This is a genomic window from Aeromonas sp. CA23 (assembly GCF_002587065.1).
Taxonomy (GTDB): Bacteria; Pseudomonadota; Gammaproteobacteria; order Enterobacterales; family Aeromonadaceae; genus Aeromonas; species Aeromonas bestiarum.
The window spans coordinates 407,535-431,283 of record NZ_CP023818.1 but is presented as its reverse complement, the minus strand read 5'-3'; the positions used below and the strand labels follow the sequence as shown (position 1 = coordinate 431,283).

Genomic DNA, 23,749 nt, shown 5'->3' with positions numbered 1-23,749 from the left:
ATAAAAGACCTTTTTTTCATTTTATGGCTCTAAAAGCCTGATCCGCCGTTGTTAGATAAAAAAGTGCTTAGCAAAGGCATTATTGGTGTTTGTTGCCCCTAACTGGAATGCGCAGAATCGCTCTATCGAATGTTTTTCATAACAAACGGAAGCGTTATGCGATTTGGTTCTTACTCAGTCCTGCCGGGCTTTGGCCCGACCCTCGGCTTCAGCCTGCTCTACCTGGGCGTGCTGGTGCTGCTGCCGATCTCGGCGCTGGTGTTGTTCGCGGTGAACAACCTCACCCTCGCCGAGTTCTGGCAGGTGATAGGCTCCCCGCGGGTGCTCGCCTCCTTTCGCCTGAGTTTCGGGGCGGCCTTTATCGCGGCGCTGCTCAACAGCCTGTTCGGCCTGATCCTGGCCTGGGTGCTGGTGCGTTACACCTTCCCCGGTCGCCGGCTGGTGGATGCGCTGATCGATCTGCCGTTCGCCATGCCCACCGCCGTCTCCGGCATCGCCCTGTGCGCCATCTTCGCCCCCAACGGCTGGATCGGGCAGTGGGTCGCCCCGTTTGGCATAGAGCTCGCCTACAACCCCATCGGGGTGGTGATTGCCCTCACCTTCATCGGTCTGCCCTTCGTGGTGCGCACCCTGCAGCCCGTGCTGCGGGAAGCCGAGACGGAGCAGGAAGAGGCCGCCGCCAGCCTGGGGGCTGACCGCTGGCAGACCTTCCTGCGGGTGCTGTGGCCGACCCTGGTTCCTGCGCTGATCACCGGCTTTGCGCTGGCGTTTGCCCGCGCCGTGGGGGAGTACGGTTCAGTCATCTTCATCGCCGGCAACCTGCCCATGGTTTCCGAGATAGCGCCGCTGATGATTATGAGTCACCTGGAGGAGTACGACTATGCCGGTGCCTCCGCCATCGCCGTGGTCATGCTGCTCATCTCTTTCATTCTGTTATTGCTGATCAACAAGTTGCAGGCCTGGAGCTGGGCGCGCATAGGAGGTAGCCGGATATGAACGTATTTGCCATCAGCTTGAATGCTGTCCCTCATACCGGGGAAGCCGCAGGCAAACACCGGTCGGATATCTCTGAACGGTGCAGGAGCATGATGTTATTGCCGATCAGCCAAGTGCTGCAGGCCTGGAGCTGGGCCCGTATCGGAGGGAGCCGCATATGAACGCCTCACATTCAAGCCTGGACCTTGCCCTCGACGTGGCAAAGGCCACCCCGGTTCGTCATCCCCCCGTGACCCGTGAACCCGTCTGGGTCAAGTGGCTGCTGATCTCCCTCGGGCTGGGCTGGTTTGCCGCTCTGCTGCTGCTGCCGTTGGCCACCGTCTTCATTCAGGCGCTGAGACCCGGGCTGGCCTTCTTCTGGCACGCCATCAGCGAGCCGGATGCCCTGAGTGCGCTCGGGCTGACCGCCCTGGTCACGCTCTGCGCGGTTCCCCTCAACCTGCTGTTCGGGATAGCGGCGGCCTGGGCCATAGCCCGCTTCCGCTTCCCCGGCCGGCAACTGCTCATCACCATCATAGATCTGCCGTTCTCGGTCTCGCCGGTGATCGCTGGGCTGATGTTCGTGCTGATGTTCGGCAGCCGCGGCTGGTTTGGCGACTGGCTGAGCGAGCACGACATCAAGGTCATCTTCGCCACACCCGGCATCATTTTGGCGACCACCTTCATTACCGTGCCCTTCGTGGTACGCGAGCTGCTGCCCCAGATGGAGGCGCGTGGCCCGGAAGAGGAAGAAGCCGCCATCATGCTGGGGGCGAGCGGTTTGCAGATGTTCTGGCGGGTCACCTTGCCAGGCATCCGCTGGAGTCTGATGTATGGCCTGCTGCTCTGTACCGCCCGGGCCGTGGGGGAGTTTGGTGCCGTCTCCGTGGTCTCCGGCCATATTCGCGGCCAGACCAATACCCTGCCGCTGCACATCGAGATCCTCTACAACGAGTACCAGACCGGTGCCGCCTTCGCGGTGGCCAGCCTCCTGGCGCTGTTCGGGATCTTCACCCTGCTGGGAGAAACCCTGCTGGCCCGGCTGCGTGGGCAGCCCACCAAGTCCCATTGATGTTATTGCGACACGGATCTGGCTGCGCGGTCAGCCCGATCCGGATACCCCATTGATATGGATTGGGGTGTGATGGCGAGCAGGACCGGCCGTACGGGCTGGCCAGCTCGGAGACGCCATCCATCCCGATTTAACGGTTCAGAGAGGCAGCCATGAGCATTCAGGTTCAACAACTCAACAAGCATTTCAATCAGTACGCGGCCCTGGCCGACATCAACCTCGACTTTCACGACGGCGAGCTGGTGGCCCTGCTCGGCCCCTCCGGCTGCGGCAAGACCACCTTGCTGCGGATCATCGCCGGGCTGGAGCAGGCCGACAGCGGCAGCGTCATCATCCGCGGGGAAGATGCCTCGGATCTGCACGTGCGCGAGCGCAACGTCGGCTTCGTGTTCCAGCACTACGCCCTGTTTCGCCACATGACGGTGTTCGAGAACGTGGCGTTCGGCCTGCGGGTCAAGCCGCGCAGCGAGCGTCCGGCCGAGGCGACCATCCGCGCCCGGGTCAAGGAGCTGCTGGATCTGGTGCAGCTCAGCCACGTGGCCGAGCGCTATCCGACCCAGCTCTCCGGTGGCCAGCGCCAGCGGGTCGCCCTGGCCCGCGCATTGGCGGTGCAGCCCAAGGTGCTGCTGCTGGACGAGCCTTTCGGCGCCCTCGATGCCCAGGTGCGCAAGGAGCTGCGCCGCTGGCTGCGCGAATTGCACGACGAGCTGCACGTCACCAGCCTGTTCGTGACTCACGATCAGGAGGAGGCGCTGGAGGTGGCGGATCGGGTGGTGCTGATGAACGCCGGCCGGGTCGAGCAGATAGGCACCCCGGCCGAGGTCTATGACCATCCCGCCAGCTCCTTCGTCCACAGTTTCCTCGGCAGCGTGAACCTGTTTCGCGGCCGGGTGGCGGAGCAGGGCTTTGGCATCGGCGAGCAGCTGCTGGGCGGTCCCATCAGCTCCCATCAGCTGGCTCAGGGCAGTGCGGCCATCGCCTATGTGCGCCCCCACGAGCTGGAGATACTGCCGGCGGATGCGCCCGGCGGGATCAGCGCCACCATCACCCGTCTGCTGCCCATGGGGCCGCGCATCCGGGTGGAACTGCGTGGCAATGGGGATACAAACGGTGCACACTTTGAGGCCGAACTGAGCAAGGAGGCGGCCAAAGCCTTCACGCCGGGGCAGGGGGTGCGACTGGTCGCCAAACAGGCTCAACTCTATCCGGACTACCAGATCTGACGGCCATCGCCGCTTGAAATGAACAGATAGGATGGCGGAGTGAGCCCGCCTGGGATACAAGGGTGTCAGGCCGTTGCCGGACTCGATGAGGAGTCCGGCCAGGCAGATAACAAGAAAACGGCGGCGGGTAACCCCGACCGGCCAGTCAGCGCAGGAGGCGATGACGTGAATTTTCAGCAGTTACGTATTATCCGGGAAGCGGCGCGGCGGGATTACAACCTGACCGAGGTCGCCAATGCCCTGTTCACTTCCCAGTCCGGGGTCAGCCGCCATATCCGCGAGCTGGAAGAGGAGCTGGGGATAGAGCTGTTCATCCGCTACGGCAAACGGCTGCTCGGCATGACGGAGCCGGGCAAGGAGTTGCTGGTGATCGCCGAGCGCATCCTCAACGACGCCAACAACATCCGCAAGCTGGCCAGCACCTTTGCCAACCGCGAGTCGGGCCGGCTGCTGGTGGCGACCACTCACACCCAGGCCCGTTACGCCCTGCCGAGGGTGGTGAAGGCGTTTCGCGAGCAGTTCCCGCAGGTGCAGCTGGAGCTGCGCCAGGGCAGCCCGGAGGAGATAGTGCGGCTGGTGCAGACCGGCGAGGTGGATATCGGCATCAGCAGCGAGCAGCTTGACAAGAGCGAAGGCGTGGTGGCGTTTCCCTACTACCGCTGGCACCACAACATAGTGGTGCCCGAGCAGCATCCCCTCACCGCCGAGCGGGAGCTGACCCTGGCTGCGCTGGCGAACTGGCCCATCATCACCTATCAGGCCGGACTGACCGGGCGGGCACGGGTGGATGAGGCGTTTGCCGAGGCGGGAATCGCGCCGCAGATCCTGCTGACCGCCCAGGATTCCGACGTCATCAAGACCTATGTCGAACTGGAGATGGGGGTCGGCATACTGGCGGACATGGCGTTCGACACCCAGCGCGACAAGGGGCTGGTGCAGCTCGACGGCAGCCGGCTGTTTGCGCCGCACACCGCCTGGATCGGCCTCAAGCAGGGGCAGTTCCAGCACAACTTCGCCTGGCAGTTCATCCAGCTCTGCAACCCCGAGCTGGCGCTGGCAGACATCCAGGCCCGCGCCATGGGCGGCGAGCCGGTCCTCGACTTCCAGATCTGAGTCCTGCTGCGAGATAAAAAACAGGGAGCCATGGGCTCCCTGTTTTTTATCTGTCTATCGATGGAAAGCCCGCCTCTGCGGCGAAGCGCCGTCTGCCTATTTGCCGGTGTGGGGCCCCAGCATGCGGTAGAGGGTGCGATCGCCCTTGATCCTGTGGTGATACAGGGCCGCGACCACGTGCAGCATGACCAGGGTGGCCAGCGACAGGCAAGCGAGGCGATGAACGTCGAAGAAGAAGCGGTTGATCTCGGGAGTGTTGATGGGGTTGGCGATCGGGTAGAGCCAGAACAGGGGATAACCCCGCTCCAGCATCAGGAAACCGCTCAGCAACACGGCGAACATCAGCCCGTAGAGCAGGGCATGGGCCAGCTTGACCCACCCATTATGATGGTCGGCCCCGTTCTCGGGCAACGGATGCCTCAGATGTTGCCAGCCCCAGCGCAGCAGGAAGAGCGGGGTGATCAGGGTGGCCATCGACATGTTCAGCACCGACAGAAACTGAAACAGCCGGGGGTGGCTGTCGATCACCAGGTGCATCAGGTAACCGGCCAGGGTGGCGTAGAGAATGACGACAGCCATCAGCCAGTGCAGCAGGCGACTCAGAGGGTCATAGTAGTTTTTCGTCATAGTGTTGGTCCGATGGGGGATCTCGCGGTGCCCAGGGCAGCGGGATCCCGGATAACAGGCGCAAAAAAAGAGGCCGCTCGGGCCTCTTCTGCTCAGGTGTTGCGGGTTCAGTTCACTTGGGTCCAGGCATCCTGCCAGTTGGAACCCACGCCGGGCTCATACTGGGTCGTTGTGCTCGACCAGATGGTGCACCAGCCACTGTAGGGGAAGGGCTTGCACTGATAGACCTTGCCGTTTTTGGGCTGCAGCACCTTGGTGCCGTTGGTGTAGGACTTGAGCCCCTCCGGGAAGCTGAACTGGTAGTCACCAGCGGACGGATCCTTGAGCATCAGATCCAGGGTCTGCTGCAGAGCTTCGCCACCGGCCTTCGGCTTGCCTTCGATCACCAGCTGATGATGACCGGCGCTGAGCCCGGTCAGCGGCATGGTGAAGCTCTGGCTGCTGTCCTTGATGTCGGCGGAGGACTGGCCTTTGGCCACGCCACCGTGGTCATACAGGGTGTTGGTGACCGCGAGATCCCCTTGCGCCGTGACGGTGAAGTTCAGGGTGACCTTGCCGTTGTCGAGCAGGTATTCGCTCTCCAGACCGCTCACGCTGATGTCGTTGCCCACCGGCGGTTGCAGCTGTTCGAGCTGGACCTCGACCCGCTCCAGCGCGCTGCCTGCCTTCAGGTAAACGGGGTTCTGGCCGTAGACGGGGTTGAACTGGCCGTCGGCGTTCTGCTGACCGGCGCGGATCTGGCTCTGCTCTGCATTGATCTTGCTGGCCAGGGCATGAGCCCAGTTGTTCTTCTGGCCCTGCTCCGTGGTGGTGATGGTCAGCTCGGTCTGCAGATCGGGACGCACGCCATTGGCGTCGAATACCAGGGTTCTGGCCTTGTCACCGGCCGCCAGATCGGTGGAGGGATAGATGGTGCCGCCCTGGCTCCAGTTCAGCGGTGGCTGGGTGCCACTCTTGAAGTTGGCATCGATCAGGTTGTAGAAGCTGTTGCTGGTATCCCCCACTTCCCACACGCCGAGGATCAGCTGATAGCCGGTGCGCTCTGGCAGGGTGCACTGGTGAGTGACCTGCTTGGGCGGCTGCACCATGTTGCCATCCACCACGCAGAAGGGGGTGAGATCGAAGGCGGCGCGGGTCAGCGGCTGGTTCGGATTCCAGTCCTGCTTGGTAAGGTAGTAACGCCAGTTGCGGGTCACGTGGTTGGCGGTGAAGGTCCAGCTGATGGCGAAGGGGCCTGCCTGCACTTCCCGGCGGGTCCAGCGATCGCTGGTCTGGGCATTCAGCTCGCTCCAGCGGGAGCTGCCCGCCGAGGCTATCTGACCATCCTGGGGGCCGGATTGCGGGAAGCCGGAGGGGCCTTCCACGCTCTGGGGCTCATACTGCACAGCACCACACTGGCTGTTGCCGCCCGTGTTGCACAGGTAGTTGCGACTCTCGGGCTGGCTGATGTAGCCGTGGGCGAGCACGCCGCCACTGGCCAGCAGCGCCAGCGCCGCCGCGACGTGATTGAGTTGGATTTTTGCTGCCATACATTCCTCTGTTCGATAGATGTGGGCAGTCAAGTTGGCAGGGGAGTTCCCCGATACACACTTGCGTGTGGCAACCCCGCTATCCTGGACGACGTGTCTTTAGACCGGAGGCTTTGCGTCCTGGCCTTTCAACCAGTTTGCCAAATGACTACATAAAGGGTCATGGTGTCGCGTTTGACGACGACACCATCATGACTAGTTTTGATTAAATAATTAAGTGTAAATGTTTGCAGCCTGACCTCATCGGAGTAGAGCAAACACTTAACTTAATGTTTTTAAATGTATATTTAATCTACGCGCCTTACCGAATATCGTTAATCACGTCGATAAAATGCAAAAATATGACATTTTTTATCAATAAAAAATTCCTGCCAGCTTTGCTGGCAGGAATGGTCGTTGCGACAGGGCGGGACGGATCAGTGGCGAGCGCGGGGGCGTTCGGCCTGATGGCTCTGCCGATGCAGCGGTGCCAGCCGCTGTTCCAGCTGCTGGTCGATGGCGCTGCCGAGCTTGAACACCGCCAGCCGCTCGTCCAGGCTGCGGGATAGGCCGGCCAGCAGCTCGCTCTCCCGGGCCAGTTGCGAGGCGGACTGGGACATCTCCAGCGCCGAGTCGTTGATGCCGCTGACGTTGCGGTTCATGTCCTCGGCCACCATGCTCTGCTGTTCGGCGGCTGTGGCTATCTGGGTCGCCATGTCGCTCACGTGCTGGATGTGGTTGACGATGAGGGAGAGATCCTGCCCCGCCTTCTCCGACTGGCTGACGCTGCTCTCCGCCAGCTTGCGGCTGGCATCCATGGCGCTGGCGGCGGTGACGGCCCGCTGTTGCAGCTGGGCTATGGTGCTCTGGATCTCCTCGGTGGACTGGCGGGTACGGCTCGCCAGCTGGCGCACCTCGTCGGCCACTACCGCAAACCCGCGGCCCTGCTCCCCGGCGCGGGCCGCCTCTATGGCGGCGTTGAGGGCCAGCAGGTTGGTTTGCTCCGAGATGGCGCTGATGACGGCGGTCACCTCGCTTATCTGCATCACCCCCTCCTTGAGCTGATTGACCTGCAGCGTGGCCTGCTCCACCTCGGTGGCCAGCGCCTGTATGCCGTGCACGCTGGCATGCACGTCCCGGTTGCCGAGCCCGGCCTCGCTGGTGGCATCCTGGGTATCGCGGGCGGTATTTTCCGCGTGGCCCGCCACATCCGAGATGGTCGCGCTCATCTCGTTCATGGCGGTGGCGAGCTGAGCCAGCTGATCCCGCTGGCTGTTGACCGCCTGATTGGTCTGCTCGGCGGAGGCGGCGATGCGCAGGGCGGCATCCGCCACGTTGCGGGCACCCTGGCTGGCCTCCAGCAGGGCATGGCGAATGGCATCTAGCCCCTGGTTGGTGCAGGTGGCGACGACCCCCAGCTCATCCTTGCCGTGTATCGGTATGCTGACCACCAGATCCCCGGCCGCCACCTGCTGCATGGCGCGTTTGATCTCGGCCAGCGGATTGACGATGGAGCGGCTGATGGCAAACCCCAGCAGCCCCATCAGCAGGATCACCAGCAGGGTGGCGCCCCCCATCAGCTGGTACTGGGACCAGATGGTGGCCTCTATGTCCTGCAGCAGCACGCCGGATCCCAGGATCCAGCCCCAGGGCTGGTAACCCGCCACCAGCGACATCTTCTGGGCCGCCTCACCCGTGGGGGTAATCCATTGATATTCCAGCCGGCCATGCTGGCCCCCCTTGCCAAGATCCACCATGCGTTGCCAGTGCGCCCCGGCGGTTGCGCCGCTCTGTCCCATCTGCTGACCAACCAGCTCAGGCTTGGTGGGGTGTACCACCACGTGGCGGGTCTCATCGATCACGAACAGATAGTTGTCGCCATCGAAGCGCATGCTGTTGAGCATGGCCTTGGCTTCGGCCTGGGCCTGGGGGGCGGGCAGTGTGGTAGCGAGGGCCTGGATCCGGCTCATGGCGAGATCCAGCACGGCCTGTAGCCGTGCCTCCCGCTCACTCATCAGATTGCGATTCAAGGCACTGGCCGAGATGAGCAGCAGTGCGATGAAGCCGACCAGTGCCAGTGAGAGCAGCAGCATCAATTTGCGGCTCACGGCGATATCACCGAGCTTGAACATAATCTCTTCCTTCTTTCCCGTGCGGGTCTGGTGGTGGCCAGTCATGACGATGGACCTGATTATTTCATTATTAACATTTAATTAACTTTCAATAACTTGTGGTCACTAAACGCTAATTGAGTATTTTGACAACCAGTATAGCCAGCAGACAGAAACCCTCGCTTTTGGTAGCGTGGTCGTGCGCATCCCGGCGCACCATTTGCCGTACAATTTGCAGAAAATGTGAATGAGTTGGCATTTCACCAAAAAAGGAGTGGGCGCCCCGGGGGGCAGCCCCATAACAAGAGGGAATTTATGAGTTCCATTGCCAGGAATTACTTGAACCAGCTCAACGCCGACTACCTGCAGGTACACAGGCGCAAGGAGGACCTGTTCTGGTCCACCTACATGGGCACCAGCGACGATCAGGCCGGCTTCACCGCCGCCGAGCAGGCCTACAAGGCCTTCTGTGCCGATCCTGCGCGCCTGCCGGTACTGCGGGAGATGCAGGCCCTGGCCGAGGAGACGGAACTCAAGCGGGGTCTGGGGGGCTGGATCGCCTTCTTCGAATGCAACGTCATCGAGGATCCTCAGGCCGCGGCCTTGATGGACGAGCTGGTGGCCGCCGAGGCGGCGCTGTTCGCTCGTCGCCGGGAGCTCAAGCTCAGCCTGCTGGACGAGCAGGGCCGCCAGGTGGCCGGCAGCCTGCCCGCCGCCAGCACGGCACTGGCTGCCAGCGCCGATGAAGCGGTGCGCCAGAGCGCGCTCGCCATGTTCCATACCCTGGAGCAGTGGGTGGTCGACAACGGCTATCTGGAGATAGTTCGGCTTCGCAACCGCTTCGCCCGCGCCATGGGCTATCGCGACTATTTCGATTACAAGGTGCGCAAGAACGAGCAGATGAGTCCGGCGCAGCTGTTCGGCGTGCTGGATGACTTCATCGCCCGCACCGAACAGCGGGTGCACCAGAGCCTGGCGGAACTCAAGGCGGCCAAGGGGGAGGCGGCGCTGCTGCCCCACAACCTGCGCTACAGCGTGAGCGGCGACGTGACCCGCCAGCTCGACCCTTATGTGCCGTTTTCACGGGCGCTGAAGGACTGGGTCGAGAGCTTCCGCCGGCTCGGCATCCAGTACCGGGACGCGACCCTCACCCTGGATCTGCTGACCCGGGAGGGGAAATACGAGAACGGCTTCTGCCACGGTCCGGTGCCGAGCTTCTGGCAGGAGGGCCAGTGGGTGCCCGCCGTGGTCAACTTCACCAGCCTGGCGGATCCGGCTCAGGTCGGCAGCGGCTGGAGCGGCCTCAACACCCTGTTCCACGAGGGGGGCCACGCCGCGCACTTCGCCAACGTGACCGGCAACGCCCCCTGCTTCTCTCAGGAGTTTCCGCCCACCTCCATGGCCTATGCCGAGACCCAGTCCATGTTCTGCGACAGCCTGTTGGACGATGCCGACTGGCTCAAGCGCTATGCCAGAAACGCCGTGGGGGAGGCGATCCCCGATTCGCTCATCAAGGCCATGATAGAGGCGCGCCAGCCATTTCGGGCCTTCAACGAGCGCCAGATAGCGCTGGTCTCCTACTTCGAGCGGGATCTCTACGCCATGGCCGATGGCGATCGCACCCCGGCCGCCGTGCTGGCGCTGGCCCGTCAGTGGGAGCGCAAGATCCTGGGGACTGAGAGCCCGCGTCCGCTGCTGGCCATCCCGCACCTGCTCAATCAGGAGTCGGCCTGTGCCTACCACGGCTATCTGCTGGCGCTGATGGCGGTGGAGCAGACCCGCGCCTACTTCCTCAGGCGTGACGGCTATCTCACCGACAACCCGCGCATCGGGCCGGATCTGGCCGCCCACTACTGGGGGCCGGGCAACGGCATGACCCACGACCAGACGCTGCAGAGCCTCACCGGCGAGGGCTTCAGTGCCGCGCCGCTGGCACGGGCATGCAACCTGAGCGTGGCTGACGCCTGGGCGCAGGCCGAAGCCTGCATGACGGCGGCGCAGCAGCGGCCGCCGGCAGGCGAGGGCACGCCGCTCAATGCCCGAATTCGGGTGGTGCACGGGGATCTGCTGGTCGCCGACAACAGCCAGTCGGAGGCGGCCATGCTGGCCGACTTCGAGGCCTGGATCCGGCGCCATGGCGAGACCGAGCCCGCCACCCTGGGTTAGAAAACCCCGGCTGCAAAAGAGCCCTGCCAATTGGCAGGGCTCTCTCTTTATATGACGAGCGGGTCAGTCACATCTTCAGCAGGCTCACCGGCTTGCCCTTGAGGGCGACCAGCAGCTGCCTGCCCGGCAGCTTGTGGCCATCGATCATCATGCTGCTGTGGCTGAAGTTGGCCACCAGCCGGCTGCCGTCGGAGAAGCGGGTCTCCTGTACCCGGCCCACCCCGTCCCGCCAGCGAAAACCCACCAGCGCCTTGTCCCACAGCGCCTCGTGCAGCGGGCCGAACTGGCTGTTTAGCCTCACCAGCTCCGGCAGGCGACTGTCCAGGGTGCTGCGGCTCAGGTTGACCAGGGGCGGCGTGTTGTAGAGCAGGCCGAGCAGGGTGCGCTCCTCCTTGATGCCCGGGAACTTGAGGTTGTCCAGCAGCCAGTGGTGGCTGTTGATCACCGAATCGTGGAACACCGCCTGGTAGAGGGGCAGTCGATCCGCCGGGTTGAACACCGTCTTCAGGTAGCGCGGCTTGAGCCGGGCGGGCTGGAAGAAGACCTGGGGCGCCTCGTCCGGCCACCACTTGCCGAGGTAATAGGGTGACTTGGCCTGCTTGCGCATGGCGGCATCCTCCCAGCCGAAGCCCCAGCTCTGGATGCCGTGGGCAAACATCAGCGGCTTGCTGGTGAGGGCGTTGCCATCCTCCGAACCCAGCACCAGCCCGAGCCGCTCCCCCACCCAGCTCATGCGGGCGTTGCGGTCGGCTATCATGGCCTGACTGCCCTGCTGGTGGGCCGGGTTGTAATCGTTGGAGGCCATGGCGGTGCCGTCCACGTCGAGGAACAGGCTGTTGATGCCGCTGGTCTTGGCCAGCTCGCTCATGCGGCTCTTGGCAAACGGCAGGGTGCAGCCCGGGTTGAGGTAGACCCCCTCGCCGCCGAAGCCCGGCTTGGGTTTGCCATTGGCCTCGACGATGGCGCAGCGCTTGCCGATCTCGATCGGCAGCTGGGCTGTGAGCCAGCTGTCGTTGCTGCCGGGGGGGATGGCGGTATCGTAGGAGTCATAGCTGCCCACCAGATAGCCCTGGCGCTGGGCGGCGGTGAGGGCATAACCCTGCTGCAGGGCCGCCGTCCACTGCGGTGTGCCGAGCCAGAGCTTGCGCAGCCCCGCCTGTTGCAGCGCCTCGACCACAGGCAGCGACAGCCCCTGGCCCCAGCGCTCCTGCGCCACCAGCTGCTCGCCGAACCGGCCCTTGACCCACTGCTGGCGCAGGGCCAGCACCTTGCTCTGGGCCAGGGGGCCCTGCTGGGCGGGCAGCGGCAGCTGGTCGGCAATCAGCCGGTTGAGGCCGGCCATGATCAGGGCCTGCTGCCAGGGCTCGGGCGCCTTGGCGGCCAGCGCCTCCCGCTCCTCGGCATGGAAGTCTTGCAGCCACTCAGGCTTTTGCCGGAGCTTGGCCTGCAGGCCGGGCCAATCCGTCACATCCTGCCGATCGAGCAGGGCATCGCCCCACAGATAGACATGGCTGGCGCCGATCAGCCGCCGACCGGCCGGGATGCGGGCAAACTTGTCGGCCAGGGACTGCCAGGCGCCTTCGCCCTGCAGCCACTCCCGGTAGCGGCGGGCGCCGGCCAGCCAGTCATCCCCCACGCTCAGCCGCACCACCATGGGGGCCTGCTGGTTGAAGCTGCTGAACTCGTGGCGGGCGCTCAGCTGCAGCCGTCCCCCCTTGCGGGTGAAGCTGAGCTGGTTGTCATAAGGGTTCTGCAGGATCCAGCTGTAGGTCTGCTTGCCCGAGTCCTGGCTCCAGAGCGGCAGCTTGAGGTCGTAGTGGGTGTTGAGCTCGGCCAGCTCGTCGCCGACATAGCCGAGCCAGTCGCTGTCGCGTACCGAGAAGCGGCTGCCCTCGCCAAAGGCCAGTGACAGGTGGGTCTGGTTTTTCGGCAGGCTGTACCAGGCCAGCTGACGGGGACTGTCGCTGACCAGTGTCAGCAGCAAGTCGTCGCCGTCCAGCTTGACCTCCACCCTGGCGTCCTGGGCGGGCCAGTGCCAGCTGGCCTGCTGCTCGCCCTGCTGCAACTGATCGACCTGGCGGGCGGGCTGGCCGGCGCTGACCGGGATCTTGTTGACCGAAATGGCCAGGGTGTCGGGATCTATGCGGTAACTTTGCGTCTCACCCTGCAGCGTCAGGGGGGCGGCGGCCAGCGGCGCCGCCAGCAGTGAAATCAGCAGCCAGCCCAGTGCTGGCGCCTTTGTCTGTGAAGCCTTCATTCAACATCCTTGACCTGATTGATGCCATCAGGGTACGCCGTCGTCCGCCCCCCGGTACAGCCAAATCTGCTTAACCCATATGGGGTAAATGGCATCATGCCAGTCCTTTTTGGGGCCGTTTTCATGCGCCAAAAAAGCATCATTCGAACCCTTTCCAAGCCCCCGCCAGCACTGGCTTCAGCGACTCGCCCAGAGGGTGTGAACGTCCACCGCCCATTTTTTCGACGCCCCATATAGGGGGGTGTCAGCCTGCCCGCCGGTTTCTAGCATGTCCGCTCAATTTGAATGCAATTCATTGTTTTATAAGGATTATTTTTGACTGGAGTATCAGTATGAAGAGAGCGAAGTGGGGGCTTGGGCTGGGATTGCTCGCCCTCTTGGCCGGGGTGATCGGCGGGTACCTGTGGCCGCAGCCGGCGGCGCCGGACCTGGAGGCCGGCTACAGCGGCGAGCCGTTGGCGGACTCCCCCGGGTGGATAGAGCCGGCTCAGCTTGCCGTGATGCCGACACCCGAGATCAAGCCGGCGCCGGCAGAGGCAGCCGCCAAGCCGGGCCGGCTGCGTGAGGACGGCAGCCAGCAGCTGGATGCTCCCTGGCAGGCGGCCGAGGTGGATGCCGACTTTCCGCTGGCGGAGCCCGGCGAGGGGGTCGAACAGCCCCAGCCGATCGCCCTGCAGGGCGGCGAGCTTGGACAGGCTCAGGTCGGCGACAGCGTGACCCTGCCGCTGCCGGACGGCAGCACGCTGGAGGCCAGAGTGACCAGGGTTGAGCTGCAGCGGGGCGGGGAGCGCAACTGGCAGGGCGAGATACGGGTCGACGGTGACAGCTATCCGGTCAATTTCACCGTCGGCAAGCAAGCCATCTTCGGGTTCATCGGCACGCCGCAAGGCAGTTACTCCGTCGAGACCCAGGGGGGCAAGGGCTGGGTTTACAAGAACCCGCCACTGGATCTGGGTCATGGCGGCAGCGATGCCCTGATCCCGACTCATCAATAACAACAGAAGAAGGAAAATCACATGCAGAAAACAACCTTGGGGATCATGATCGCGGGTCTGCTCGGCGCCACGCCCGTGCTGGCGGAAACCATAGATCTGATGGTGCTGCACAGCCCCGGGCTGGCGGCCCGTTATCAGGGGGATGCCCAGACCCGGATCCAGCACATGATCAACGTCACCAACCAGATCTATGCCGCCAGCGGCCTGGATCTGACGGTGCGGGCCGTGCACAGCCAGCAGGTGAACTATCCGGATGGCGGCACGGACGAATCCGCGCTTAATGCGGTGACCCATCAGAGCGACCAGGCCTTCAAGGCGGTGCCGACCCTGCGTACCCGCTATGGCGCCGACATGGTGGTGCTGATGCGGCCCAACACGGGTGACCACGGCAGTTGCGGGCTGGCCTGGGTGGGCGGTTCAGCCACCTATGCCGATGGTCGCAAGGCGTATGCCGACGGGGATGTTTCCAAGGAAGCCGGCAACATGTTCAGCCATGTCACCGCCACCGGCTGTGGCGACGTCGTGCTGGCACACGAGCTGGGCCACAACATGGGGCTCAACCACTCCCGGCTGCAGGATGGCACGGGCGGCACCTACCACTATGCGCTGGGGCACGGGGTGCAGGGCTCCTTCGCCACCGTGATGGCCTATCCCTCCAGCTTCGGGGTCTACAGCCACGAGTACAAGTTCTCCAGCCCGGACCTGGTCTGCAAGGGGCAGCCCTGCGGCGTGGATCACAGAGATCAGGCCAACGGTGCCGATGCGGTGCGGGCGCTGCGGGTCACCACGCCCCAGATCGCCAGCTTCTACCCCACCATGGTGACGGAGGCGATGCCGGATCTGGGCGAGCTGGAACACTCGCTCGAGGCGCGTCGTCAGGATCTGGCGACGGCCCAGGCCCACTACCGCCAGCAAGTGACAGCCAGTACCGCGCTGCAGGATCGGCAGCAGGCGCTCAAGGCCAACTTTGATCGCTACGATCGCGAGCTGAGAGCCCTGAGCCAGCGCAACAGGCAGACGGTGCAGGAGATCAACCGGCTGGTGCAGGAGCACAACAGCTACAACGGCAGCTACAGCCCGGACGAGTATCGCCGGATCCGCGCCATCCAGGCGAGTCTGAGCACCCGCATCGATCAGCTGTACGATGAAAACAATGCCCTGATCCGCCAGTCCAACGAGATCAGCCGGCGCTTTAACGCTGAGGTGGCCGAGTACAACGGCAGCTGGGATCGCTACAACCAGCTGACGGCGGCGGTGAAGGGCGCCGAAGGCAAGGTGAACGAGGCGCGCCGCGAGCTGGAGCTGGCCGAACACAGGTATCAGCTGGCGCTGGCCCGCCAGCCGGCCGAGACGCTGCCGGCCTGATGAAAAAGCACGCCCCGCCAATGGCGGGGCGTGCTCTGTTTCACGCGGCAGGATGAGCCCGTCTGGTTCGTAGCCGGATTGGTCCATCCGTTTTCCAGCAGGCTTCAATCACGCCTCTTTCCTGCTTATTTCGCTTTCGCTGACAACTGGGCGAGGGCGGCCTGCACCGCGGCTTCCAGCTGGGGATCGCGCCCGGCCAGCATGTCGGCCGGGGTCAGCGCCACCTGCACGTCCGGGATCAGCTCCTGATTTTCGTACAGCGTGCCGTCGGGGTTGCGCAGCCCCAGGGTCGGGATGCCGTAGGCAAGCCCCGGGATCAGTCTGGATTCGTGGCCATAGACCATGGTGCCCGTGCCCGGCACAGGCTCGCCGATGATGGGGCCCACCTTGAGGGTGCGGTAGTACTGGGGGAAGGCCGAGCCTTCCGAGTAGCTGCCCGCGTTGACCAGCACCACCGAGGGCTTGGTCCACTGGCGGGTGGCGGCGTCCGTCTCCCCCTTGCCGAGCCGTGGCCAGCTGCGGGCCATCCCTTTGGCGCTGCCGTTGCCGGTCAGAAACTCCACCAGGGTATTGGCCAGGTAGCCGCCCTTGTTGAAGCGCACGTCCACTATCAATGCCTCGCGATTGCGCTGACGGCCGAGGGCATCGGCCACCATCTCCTCATAGACGGCGCTGCTCATCTCCGGCAGATAGACGTAGCCGACCCGACCCTGACTCAGTTGCGCCACCTGGGCGCGGCGCTTGGCGACCCAGCCATCCAGTTGCAGGCGGTACTCCTGCGGCAAGTCCATGGCGCTGACATCGAGCTGCACCGGATCCTTGCTCCCCTTGGGCAGCAGGGTGAGGGCCAGTCGCTGGCCGGCCTGGTGATTGAGCAGGGCATCCAGCTCGTTCAAGCTGTGCAGCTCTGCGCCGTTGATGGCCAGCAGGCGGGCGCCCGGCACCAGATCCGTCTCCTGATCCAGCGGGCCGCCGGCCAGCAGGGCCGTCAGTTCGACCCCGGCCTTGCTCTCGCGCCAGTAGCCGCCGAGGCTGGCGGTGTCATCGGGCAACCGCGGGAAGGGCGCCGGGCCATAGCCCCAGGTGTGGGAGACGTTCAGCTCGCCGGCCAGCTCCGCCAGCAGGTTGCCGAAGTCCCGACCATTGCCGATGCCGGGCAGCTGGCGGCGATAGGCGGCCACATAGCCATCCCAGTCCACGCCGTTCATGTCGGCCCGATAGAATTCGTCCCGGGTGAGCCGGGTGATCTGGTCAAAGGCGGCTGTCATCCGAGCCTGCCAGCGCCCGCTCTGCAACAGGGCGAAGGGGTGAGGGGTCGCCTCGCCGGAGGCCATGTCTATCAGGGTCACTTCCCCCTCCCGCACCAGGGTGGCGAGGCTGGCGTCGTCATTGAGGTTGGCCAGCGCCGGGCCAGGCTGTTCGGCGAACAGCAGCTTGGTCTCCCCCTTGCGCAGCTCCTGGGCGTAGCCCTTGATCTCGCTCTCGCCATTGGCATCCGTCTCCTCCACCAGATAGATCAGGTGATCATCGACGATGCGGCTGGCGAGGACGGGGCCGCGTGGTTGCAGCTGCAGCGCTTCCCTGTGTGCCAGCTTGTCGCTCTCGAAGCCGTAACCCGTCTTGGGGGGGGCCTGCTCGGCGAGGAAGTCGCTCTTGGCGGCGCGGCTGCTGTAGAGGCCGAGTAGGCTGCCATCCAGCGGCTCGCCGTCGGCGCCCAGCTTGCCGTACTTGGCGGATTGCCAGTAGAGGATGCCGCCATCCTGACTCCAGGCCGGGCTGCCATCCTGATAACCGTTGAGACTGACGTTGACCGGTGTGGCCTTGGCATCCCGGGTGTCGATGACGGCGATCTCCTGCTGGGCCGAGTCGGGCTGTAGGGTCAGCGCCAGGTGGCGGGAGTCGGGGGCGAAGGCCAGCTCCACCGCATGGCGGGAGGGGTTGAACTCGGCGGCGACCAGCGGTCGCTGCTTGCCACTGGCCAGATCCAGCAGGTGCATGGCCTGACCGTCCACCACGAAGGCGAGCTGCTTGCCGTCAGGGGAGAGGGTCGGCTTGCTGATGGCGACGCCCGGCATGGCCAGCAGCTTCTCCTCGATGAGGGGGCCGGGCTCGCTGAACAGCCGGTCCGGCTGCGCCTTCTTCAGGCGATAGAGGGCGGCCGGGCCATGCTGCTCGGAGAGATAAATGAGCCCCTGTTCCTTGTCCACGTAGCGTGGCGATGACTGTTCGCTGGGGTGGCGGGTGAGCTGGCGTACCCGCTCGCGGCGGGTGTCGACCGCAAACAGATCCCCCTGACTCACCAGGATCACCTCCTCCCCATCCTGGCGGACGAGGGCCTCGTCGATGACGACCGGGGTGTCGCTCTGCTCGTCGGGAGCCTGGGCCGAGAGCGGCCGGATCGTCAGCTTGCGCGGCGTCTCGCTGCCGGCATCGAGCCGGTAGAGCTCACCCTGCCAGGACCAGACCAGATCGCCGTGGCGGGAGGCGCTGAGACCGCGCACCGGATGGCCCTGATAGTGGGTGAGCTGGCGATCCTGACCGCTGGCCAGATCCCGTTGCCAGACGTTGAAATCGCCGCTGCGCTCGCTCAGGTAATAGAGCGCCTCGCCCTTGTCATCCCAGACGGGATCGCTGGCGGCGACCCTGTCTTCGGTCAGCTGGCGATGCTGTTTGCCATCGAACAGCCAGAGGCGAGAGACGGCAAAGGAGCGCTGGTGCTTGCGAAACGGCTGATCCATGCCCGGCATCTGATAAGCCAGCTGGCTGCCGTGGGGGCGGGCCAGGGTCGCGGGCAGGGGCTGGGCCGGGGTCAGGGCGCCGCCATCTATGGGGGTCCAGTAGAGGGCGCTGGCCTGCAGTCCCTCTGCCACGAAGTGATCCGCCTCCGGACTGGTCAGGCGCTGGCTGCTCAGCAGCAGCTGTTTGCCATCGGCGCTGAATGCCTGGGGCAGGTCGGGGCGCGAATCCCGGGTCAGCCGCACCATCTCGCCCCCCTCGCTCGGCACCACGAACACGTCTTCGTTGCCATAGAGGTTGGCGGCGAAAGCAATCTGCTTGCCGTCCGGTGACCAGAGCGGGCGCTGGCTCAGGTAGTCGCTGCCGGTGAGCGGCGTGGCGAGGCCGCCGTCCCCCGCACTCAGGTAGATGCGACCCTGCCAGGTGAACGCAAGCTGCTTGCCATCGGGGGAGAGCGCAGGCTCGCGCAACCAGCGCGGCTCGGCGGCCTGCAGGGGGGCACAGATCAGCAGGATCAGCAAGGAGAGTCTGTATCGCATCGTGGAGGTTCCTGAGGGGTGAAAAGCGCCTTATCTTCCCCCAATCCCCCGCGGGGGACTATCCCGAGATAGGGGGGGTATCCCGTTGTTTTGGCAGTTAATTGTAACAATCTATAAAAGATGGCGCGGGATATGTTTCTCTGGATATATTGAGTATTGATGGCGATCCAATATGATGGCGCTCGCCCGCCACTCGGGGCGGTGCAGTTCAGATGATTTGGTAACAAGAAAAGCCCTTACCAGAGGCTTGTCGAGGGATGGAATGAGAGCCGTATTACTGTGTTTGCTGGGGCTGTGGCCCGCACTGAGTTTTGCCACCTTGTCGGCCGACATGATAGTGGTGAAGAAGTCTTCCTATAGCCTGACCCTGATGAAGGATGGCAAGGAGGTCAAACGCTACTGGATCGCTCTGGGGCCGGCCCCCAAGGGTCACAAGCAGCGAGAAGGGGATCAGCGTACGCCGGAAGGGCGTTACATCCTCGACTACAAGAAGACCAACTCCAACTATTACAAGGCCATCCACATCAACTACCCGAACCTGGACGACATCAAGACGGCCAACGAGCTGGGTGTGCGACCGGGTGGCATGATCATGATCCATGGTCAGCGCAACAGCATAGGCAACACCCGCTTGCAGCCGTCCAACTGGACCAATGGCTGCATCGCCATGCTCAACAAGGATCTGGACGAAGTGTGGAACGCCATCGAACCCGGCACCCCCATCGTCATTCAGCCCTGACCCTCTGCAGCGCGCCACCTCCGGGTGGCGTTCTGTTTTTCGGCTCCCCCTGTTCTGTCTCCATCCTCTCTTTATCCGCAGCCCCTTGGTATCTGTCCCCCTGCTGTGCTAGTTTTTCCGGCTCGCCGTGGATGCAACAAGGATGATCCCATGCCGTCAGCAACAAGCTCCCAGCCCGTCGGGGCCGAGAGTCGCCGCGCGCTCTGGTGGCGCGCTTCCATCGATATTCTGCCGCTCTCCATCTCCGTCATTCCCTGGGGGATCCTGTGTGGCGCCCTGGCGCTGCAGGTGGGGCTGAGCCCGTTGCAGGCCCAGCTGATGTCGCTGCTGGTCTATGCCGGCGCAGCCCAGCTCTCGGCTACCACCCTGTTCGGGGCCGGTACGCCCCTGCTGCCCATCATGGGCTCCACCTTCGTCATCACCTCCCAGCATCTGCTCTATGGCTTCACCTTCCGCCGCGATGTGCTGCCGCTCGCCCTGAGCTGGCGTGCCAGCCTGGCGTTTTTCCTGACCGACGAGATGTTCGCGGTGGCGCTGAAAGACAGGGAGCGCAGCGGTGCCTTCAATCCCGCCTACGCCCTGATTGCGGGCTTCGTCTTCTATCTGTTCTGGAATCTGGCGACCCTGCTCGGCATCGCCGCCGGTCAGTACATAGACGGGCTGGACAAGATGGGGCTGGACTTTGCCATCGCCGCCACCTTCATCGCCATGACCATACCCGCCATGAAGAACCTGCCCATGGTGGCGGCGACCCTGGTGAGCGGCGGCACTGCGCTGCTCACCAAGCCGCTGCTGGCGGAGATCCATATCATCATATCGGCACTGGCCGGCATGGTTGTGGGCTACGTGCTGCACCGGATGAGGAGATGACCATGAGCTGGCTGATGATAGGCCTGCTGGCCCTTATTACCTTCTTCAACCGCTTTGCCTTCTTCTCGCGGCTGACCCGCTATCAGCCGGGCGCCGAGATGGGGGCCTTCCTCAGCTTCTCGGCCCAGTCGGTGTTGACCGCCATCTGGCTGCCCATCGTCTTCAGCTATGAGCCGGGCAAGGGACTGACGTGGGATCCGGACTACCTGGCCGCCACCCTGCTGGTGACGGCGCTGACCCTGTTGCGGCTGCCGACCCTGCTGGTGGTCGTGGTGGGCATGGGGGGCTTCTTCCTGCTGCGCTGGCAGGGGGGGCTGGCGGCGCTGCTGCCCTGGTTTGGCTGAGCCGTGATCCCGCATGGTGGATGTCTTTTATGGATATCCGTCATGTTGTGAATGTCACTTCAAAAAACACCTCCCAAATGTGAGGATTTAGGGACCATCCGCCGAGGAGCTCCCCCATGTCTTTCACCGAAACCTGTCAGCGCATAGTGCGTGATCACCACCTCTCTGCCGCCCAGAAGAGTCATGCCCTGGCGCTGGCCGCCGAAAACGCGCTGCCTTATCCCGAGCTGCCCCCGGCGGTCGCCGAGGCTAGGGTGCAGGGTTTTCTCTGTGACATGTTCGAGGGGCATGCCCCCTACAAGCCGCGCTATGTGCTGCCTGACTATGAAAAGTTCCTGAGTCAGGGCTCCGCCTGGCTGGAGCTGGCGCCGCCGCAGGATTTCGACGAAGCGCTCGATGCCCTGCGCATCCTCTATCACCATGTGCCCTCCGTCACCGGCATGCCGGTCTGGCTGGGGCGGCTCGATCATCTGCTGCTGCCCTTTGTGGGCGAGCTGGATGACGAGACCCTCCATCGCAAGCTGAAGGGGTTCTGGATCTACCTGGATCGGGTGCTGCCGGATGCCTTCATGCACGTCAACATAGGCCCCGATGACAACCGTCTCTGCCGCCTGATCCTGCGCATCGACGGCGAGCTCAAGCAGGTGGCGCCGAACCTGACCCTGTTCCACGATCCGGCGCAGACCCCGGACAGCCTGCTGATGCTGGCGGTGCAGAACATAGCCAGCTGCAGCAAGCCGCACATCGCCAACTACCCGCTCCATAGCAACACCTTCGATCAGCGCGGCTTCGGCATCGTCAGCTGCTACAACGCCCTGCCCCAGGCGGGCGGCGCCAATACCCTGGTGCGGCTCTCCCTCAAGCGGGTGGCCGAGCAGGCCCACGGCATAGATGACTTCATGGGCTGTCTGCTGCCCCACTACTGCCGCCTCGCCTCCCAATTGATCGAGGCGCGCGCCGCCTTCCTCCATCAGGAGTCCGGCTTCTTCGACAGCTTCCTGGTCAAGGAGGGCTTGCTCGATGAGGATCGCTTCGTGCCCATGTTCGGCATCTATGGCATGGCGGAGGCGGTCAATTTGCTGATGGACAAGGAGAATCTGCCCGAGCGCTACGGCCGTGACGAGGAGGCCAACCAGCTTGGCTATCGCATCTCGGCCCAGCTCTCCCGCCATGTGACCGAGACGCCGCAGGTGCACGCCTGGGGCGGCCGCGCCCTGCTCCACTCCCAGGGTGGGCTCAGCGTGGATCGAGGGGTGACGCCCGGGGTGCGCATCCCTTACGGCCAGGAGCCGGATCCGGCCAGCCATGTGCTGGCGCTGGCACCCCACCACGGCTTCTATCACTCCGGAATCAGCGAGATCCTGACCCTGGATCCCACCATACGCCAGAACCCGCAGGCGCTGCTGCAGCTCTGCAAGGGGGCGCTCGCCATCGGCATGCGCGAGTTCACCGCCAACGTGGCGGACAGCGATCTGGTGCGGGTGACCGGCTACATGATCCGCAAGAGCGACGTGGCCCGTTTCGCGACCGAGGGCTCGCGGCTGCAGACCACCTGCCTCGGCGCCGAGGCGAGCGAGCTGACCGGGATCCGCCAGCGGGCGCCGCGGGTAGTAGGGCGCGAGGCGACCCTGTGTGACTACTGAGTGTGGCAGTCGGGCAGGGGCGGCGCGCACAGCGACGGTGAGCCGCTGGCTGCCCTTCTCCTGCGTGGACGGGCCGGGCAACCGGCTGGTGCTCTTCCTGCAGGGGTGCAACTTTCGCTGCCCCGGCTGCCACAACCCGCACACCATGGGGTTGTGCGATCACTGCGGTGACTGCGTGCCCGGCTGTCCGAGCGGGGCCCTGACGCTCGTCGAGGGCAGGGTACGTTGGCAGGCGGCGCTCTGCACAGATTGCGATCGCTGCATCGACGACTGCCCGCGCCATGCCAGCCCCAAGACCAGCCAGATGTCGGTGGCCGAGGTGCTGGCCCTGCTGCGCCGCTACGGCCCGCTGCTGACCGGCATTACCGTCTCCGGCGGCGAGGCCACCACCCAGCTGCCGTTCGTGATTGCCCTGTTCACGGCCATCAAGGCAGCGCCGGATCTGGCTCATCTCACCTGCCTGCTCGACAGCAACGGCTCCCTCGCCGCGACCGGCTGGCAGCGGCTGCTGCCGGTGCTCGACGGCGCCATGCTCGATCTCAAGGGGTGGCGCGACTCTGTGCATCACATGCTGACCGGCCATGGCCGCGAGCGGGTGCTGGCCTCGCTGCAACTGCTGGCAAGCCACGGCAAGCTGGCCGAGCTGCGGCTGCTCCATGTGCCGGGACGCAGCGATTTTCTGGATGCCGATGGCAAGCTGGAGACGGGCCTGGCCAGCTTTCTGCAGAGCCTGGGGCCAGTCCCCATTCGCCTCAATGGTTTTCGCCATCACGGGGTGCGCGGGGTGGCGACGAGCTGGCAGGAGGCGGACAGGGAGGCCTTGACCCGGCTTGCCGCCGCGCTGAGCGAAAGGGGGCTGGGGCCTGTGTCCCTGCCGGCGATCTGCTGAATGGCTACTCGATGCTAATCAATTGATCGCAAAGGTATTTTGTGTGGTTTCTTGGTCGATGTCCGGCGAGCAGGCGGCAAGTTTGTGGCCTGGCTCCGGGTTTTGGGCTCTGTGAGTCTCAAGATGACGTAACTGTGATTGCTGTCTATTTGAGCTCTGGGAAGGGGCGGCTAGAATGGGGCATTCGCCCACCATCAACAGACGAACATGAGTGAATCCAACGCCTTATACCGAGTGCAGTTCATTTGTCACAACGAGCGTTACGAAGTCTATGTCAGGGAAGTGAGCCAGGGTCAGCTATTTGGCTTCATCGAGATCGCGAACTTCGTGTGGGACACCCACACGGCGCTGATCGTCGATCCCAGCCACGAGAAATTGAAGAGTGAATTTGCCGACGTCAATCGCACCATGATCCCCATGCACCACGTGCTGCGGGTCGATCAGGTACGCAAGCAGGGGGCTGCCCGCATCACAGAGCTGGGCAACAACGTCGCTTCCTTTCCCAGCCCCATCTATACCAAGAAGCCCTGAGGCTTTCTCCTCTCTGCGAGCCTTGCCATGGGGATCCCGCTGGCGA

At 64.1% G+C, this 23,749-nt stretch carries 18 protein-coding genes and 1 riboswitch; of the genes, 13 read left to right on the top strand and 5 right to left on the bottom strand.

Features of this window, described 5'->3' with window-relative positions; genetic code table 11:
• The first annotated feature begins 156 nt into the window (after window positions 1–156).
• The 4 genes from cysT to cbl all read left to right on the top strand — a co-directional run bounded on the left by cysT (window position 157) and on the right by cbl (window position 4,383).
• Window positions 157–996, top strand: coding sequence for a sulfate ABC transporter permease subunit CysT (cysT, locus tag CK910_RS01985; protein ID WP_172955206.1), 840 nt, complete (start codon window positions 157–159; stop codon window positions 994–996).
• Window positions 997–1,153: 157 nt separating this feature from the next.
• A complete protein-coding gene (gene cysW, locus CK910_RS01980) occupies window positions 1,154–2,047 on the top strand; it encodes a sulfate ABC transporter permease subunit CysW (protein ID WP_098980825.1) in 894 nt (297 codons plus the stop codon).
• Between the two features lie 152 nt (window positions 2,048–2,199).
• Window positions 2,200–3,270 carry a sulfate/molybdate ABC transporter ATP-binding protein gene (locus tag CK910_RS01975; RefSeq protein ID WP_043141048.1) on the top strand — a complete coding sequence of 357 codons (1,071 nt, stop codon included), beginning with the start codon at window positions 2,200–2,202 and terminating at the stop codon, window positions 3,268–3,270.
• Window positions 3,271–3,435: 165 nt separating this feature from the next.
• A complete protein-coding gene (gene cbl, locus CK910_RS01970) occupies window positions 3,436–4,383 on the top strand; it encodes an HTH-type transcriptional regulator Cbl (protein ID WP_098980824.1) in 948 nt (315 codons plus the stop codon).
• Window positions 4,384–4,479: 96 nt separating this feature from the next.
• On the opposite strand, the gene CK910_RS01965 is transcribed toward cbl, so the two are convergent.
• From CK910_RS01965 to CK910_RS01955, 3 genes are all read right to left on the bottom strand, one after another.
• Window positions 4,480–5,010, bottom strand: a complete 531-nt coding sequence (locus CK910_RS01965; RefSeq protein ID WP_098980823.1) for a cytochrome b — start codon at window positions 5,008–5,010, stop codon at window positions 4,480–4,482.
• A gap of 107 nt (window positions 5,011–5,117) precedes the next feature.
• Window positions 5,118–6,539 (bottom strand): N-acetylglucosamine-binding protein GbpA, encoded by a 1,422-nt coding sequence (gene gbpA / locus CK910_RS01960; protein WP_098980822.1) that lies wholly within the window; start codon window positions 6,537–6,539, stop codon window positions 5,118–5,120.
• Between the two features lie 66 nt (window positions 6,540–6,605).
• A riboswitch (cyclic di-GMP riboswitch) is annotated at window positions 6,606–6,691 on the bottom strand.
• Window positions 6,692–6,955: 264 nt separating this feature from the next.
• Window positions 6,956–8,650 carry a methyl-accepting chemotaxis protein gene (locus CK910_RS01955; protein ID WP_098980821.1) on the bottom strand — a complete coding sequence of 565 codons (1,695 nt, stop codon included), beginning with the start codon at window positions 8,648–8,650 and terminating at the stop codon, window positions 6,956–6,958.
• A gap of 294 nt (window positions 8,651–8,944) precedes the next feature.
• Here CK910_RS01955 and CK910_RS01950 point away from each other — a divergent pair, with 294 nt between their 5' ends.
• The gene (locus CK910_RS01950) at window positions 8,945–10,795 is read left to right on the top strand and encodes a M3 family metallopeptidase (protein ID WP_098980820.1); all 1,851 of its coding nucleotides are present in this window, start codon (window positions 8,945–8,947) and stop codon (window positions 10,793–10,795) included.
• A 67-nt stretch (window positions 10,796–10,862) separates the two neighbouring features.
• On the opposite strand, the gene CK910_RS01945 is transcribed toward CK910_RS01950, so the two are convergent.
• Window positions 10,863–13,052: a glycoside hydrolase gene (locus CK910_RS01945; protein ID WP_098980819.1), complete on the bottom strand. Its 2,190-nt coding sequence runs from the start codon at window positions 13,050–13,052 to the stop codon at window positions 10,863–10,865.
• A gap of 332 nt (window positions 13,053–13,384) precedes the next feature.
• Here CK910_RS01945 and CK910_RS01935 point away from each other — a divergent pair, with 332 nt between their 5' ends.
• Both CK910_RS01935 and CK910_RS01930 read left to right on the top strand, forming a co-directional pair.
• Window positions 13,385–14,047, top strand: a complete 663-nt coding sequence (locus CK910_RS01935; RefSeq protein ID WP_172955205.1) for a hypothetical protein — start codon at window positions 13,385–13,387, stop codon at window positions 14,045–14,047.
• Window positions 14,048–14,068: 21 nt separating this feature from the next.
• The gene (locus CK910_RS01930) at window positions 14,069–15,412 is read left to right on the top strand and encodes a M12 family metallo-peptidase (protein ID WP_098980817.1); all 1,344 of its coding nucleotides are present in this window, start codon (window positions 14,069–14,071) and stop codon (window positions 15,410–15,412) included.
• Window positions 15,413–15,537: 125 nt separating this feature from the next.
• Here the strand turns inward: CK910_RS01930 and CK910_RS01925 are convergent, their stop codons facing one another.
• A complete protein-coding gene (locus tag CK910_RS01925; RefSeq protein WP_098980816.1) occupies window positions 15,538–18,687 on the bottom strand; it encodes a S41 family peptidase in 3,150 nt (1,049 codons plus the stop codon).
• Window positions 18,688–18,949: 262 nt separating this feature from the next.
• On the opposite strand from CK910_RS01925, the gene CK910_RS01920 reads away from it, so the two are divergent.
• The 6 genes from CK910_RS01920 to CK910_RS01895 all read left to right on the top strand — a co-directional run bounded on the left by CK910_RS01920 (window position 18,950) and on the right by CK910_RS01895 (window position 23,703).
• On the top strand, window positions 18,950–19,426 hold the full coding sequence (locus CK910_RS01920) for a L,D-transpeptidase family protein (RefSeq protein WP_042869032.1): 477 nt from the start codon (window positions 18,950–18,952) through the stop codon (window positions 19,424–19,426).
• Between the two features lie 150 nt (window positions 19,427–19,576).
• Window positions 19,577–20,296 (top strand): AzlC family ABC transporter permease, encoded by a 720-nt coding sequence (locus tag CK910_RS01915; RefSeq protein WP_098980814.1) that lies wholly within the window; start codon window positions 19,577–19,579, stop codon window positions 20,294–20,296.
• A gap of 2 nt (window positions 20,297–20,298) precedes the next feature.
• The gene (locus tag CK910_RS01910; RefSeq protein WP_043140686.1) at window positions 20,299–20,640 is read left to right on the top strand and encodes an AzlD domain-containing protein; all 342 of its coding nucleotides are present in this window, start codon (window positions 20,299–20,301) and stop codon (window positions 20,638–20,640) included.
• 116 nt (window positions 20,641–20,756) lie between these two features.
• Window positions 20,757–22,283, top strand: a complete 1,527-nt coding sequence (locus CK910_RS01905) for a YjjI family glycine radical enzyme (RefSeq protein WP_098980813.1) — start codon at window positions 20,757–20,759, stop codon at window positions 22,281–22,283.
• A 37-nt stretch (window positions 22,284–22,320) separates the two neighbouring features.
• A complete protein-coding gene (locus CK910_RS01900; RefSeq protein ID WP_098980812.1) occupies window positions 22,321–23,172 on the top strand; it encodes a YjjW family glycine radical enzyme activase in 852 nt (283 codons plus the stop codon).
• 207 nt (window positions 23,173–23,379) lie between these two features.
• Window positions 23,380–23,703, top strand: coding sequence for a DUF1820 family protein (locus CK910_RS01895; protein ID WP_043140690.1), 324 nt, complete (start codon window positions 23,380–23,382; stop codon window positions 23,701–23,703).
• The last annotated feature ends 46 nt before the right edge of the window (window positions 23,704–23,749 follow it).

Coding starts and splice junctions, on each gene's coding strand:
- cysT (WP_172955206.1), top strand. CDS start 157: ATGCGATTTGGTTCTTACTCAGTCCTGCCGGGCTTTGGCCCGACCCTC.
- cysW (WP_098980825.1), top strand. CDS start 1,154: ATGAACGCCTCACATTCAAGCCTGGACCTTGCCCTCGACGTGGCAAAG.
- CK910_RS01975 (WP_043141048.1), top strand. CDS start 2,200: ATGAGCATTCAGGTTCAACAACTCAACAAGCATTTCAATCAGTACGCG.
- CK910_RS01965 (WP_098980823.1), bottom strand. CDS start 5,010: ATGACGAAAAACTACTATGACCCTCTGAGTCGCCTGCTGCACTGGCTG.
- gbpA (WP_098980822.1), bottom strand. CDS start 6,539: ATGGCAGCAAAAATCCAACTCAATCACGTCGCGGCGGCGCTGGCGCTG.
- CK910_RS01955 (WP_098980821.1), bottom strand. CDS start 8,650: ATGTTCAAGCTCGGTGATATCGCCGTGAGCCGCAAATTGATGCTGCTG.
- CK910_RS01950 (WP_098980820.1), top strand. CDS start 8,945: ATGAGTTCCATTGCCAGGAATTACTTGAACCAGCTCAACGCCGACTAC.
- CK910_RS01945 (WP_098980819.1), bottom strand. CDS start 13,052: ATGAAGGCTTCACAGACAAAGGCGCCAGCACTGGGCTGGCTGCTGATT.
- CK910_RS01935 (WP_172955205.1), top strand. CDS start 13,385: ATGAAGAGAGCGAAGTGGGGGCTTGGGCTGGGATTGCTCGCCCTCTTG.
- CK910_RS01930 (WP_098980817.1), top strand. CDS start 14,069: ATGCAGAAAACAACCTTGGGGATCATGATCGCGGGTCTGCTCGGCGCC.
- CK910_RS01925 (WP_098980816.1), bottom strand. CDS start 18,687: ATGCGATACAGACTCTCCTTGCTGATCCTGCTGATCTGTGCCCCCCTG.
- CK910_RS01920 (WP_042869032.1), top strand. CDS start 18,950: ATGAGAGCCGTATTACTGTGTTTGCTGGGGCTGTGGCCCGCACTGAGT.
- CK910_RS01915 (WP_098980814.1), top strand. CDS start 19,577: ATGCCGTCAGCAACAAGCTCCCAGCCCGTCGGGGCCGAGAGTCGCCGC.
- CK910_RS01910 (WP_043140686.1), top strand. CDS start 20,299: ATGAGCTGGCTGATGATAGGCCTGCTGGCCCTTATTACCTTCTTCAAC.
- CK910_RS01905 (WP_098980813.1), top strand. CDS start 20,757: ATGTCTTTCACCGAAACCTGTCAGCGCATAGTGCGTGATCACCACCTC.
- CK910_RS01895 (WP_043140690.1), top strand. CDS start 23,380: ATGAGTGAATCCAACGCCTTATACCGAGTGCAGTTCATTTGTCACAAC.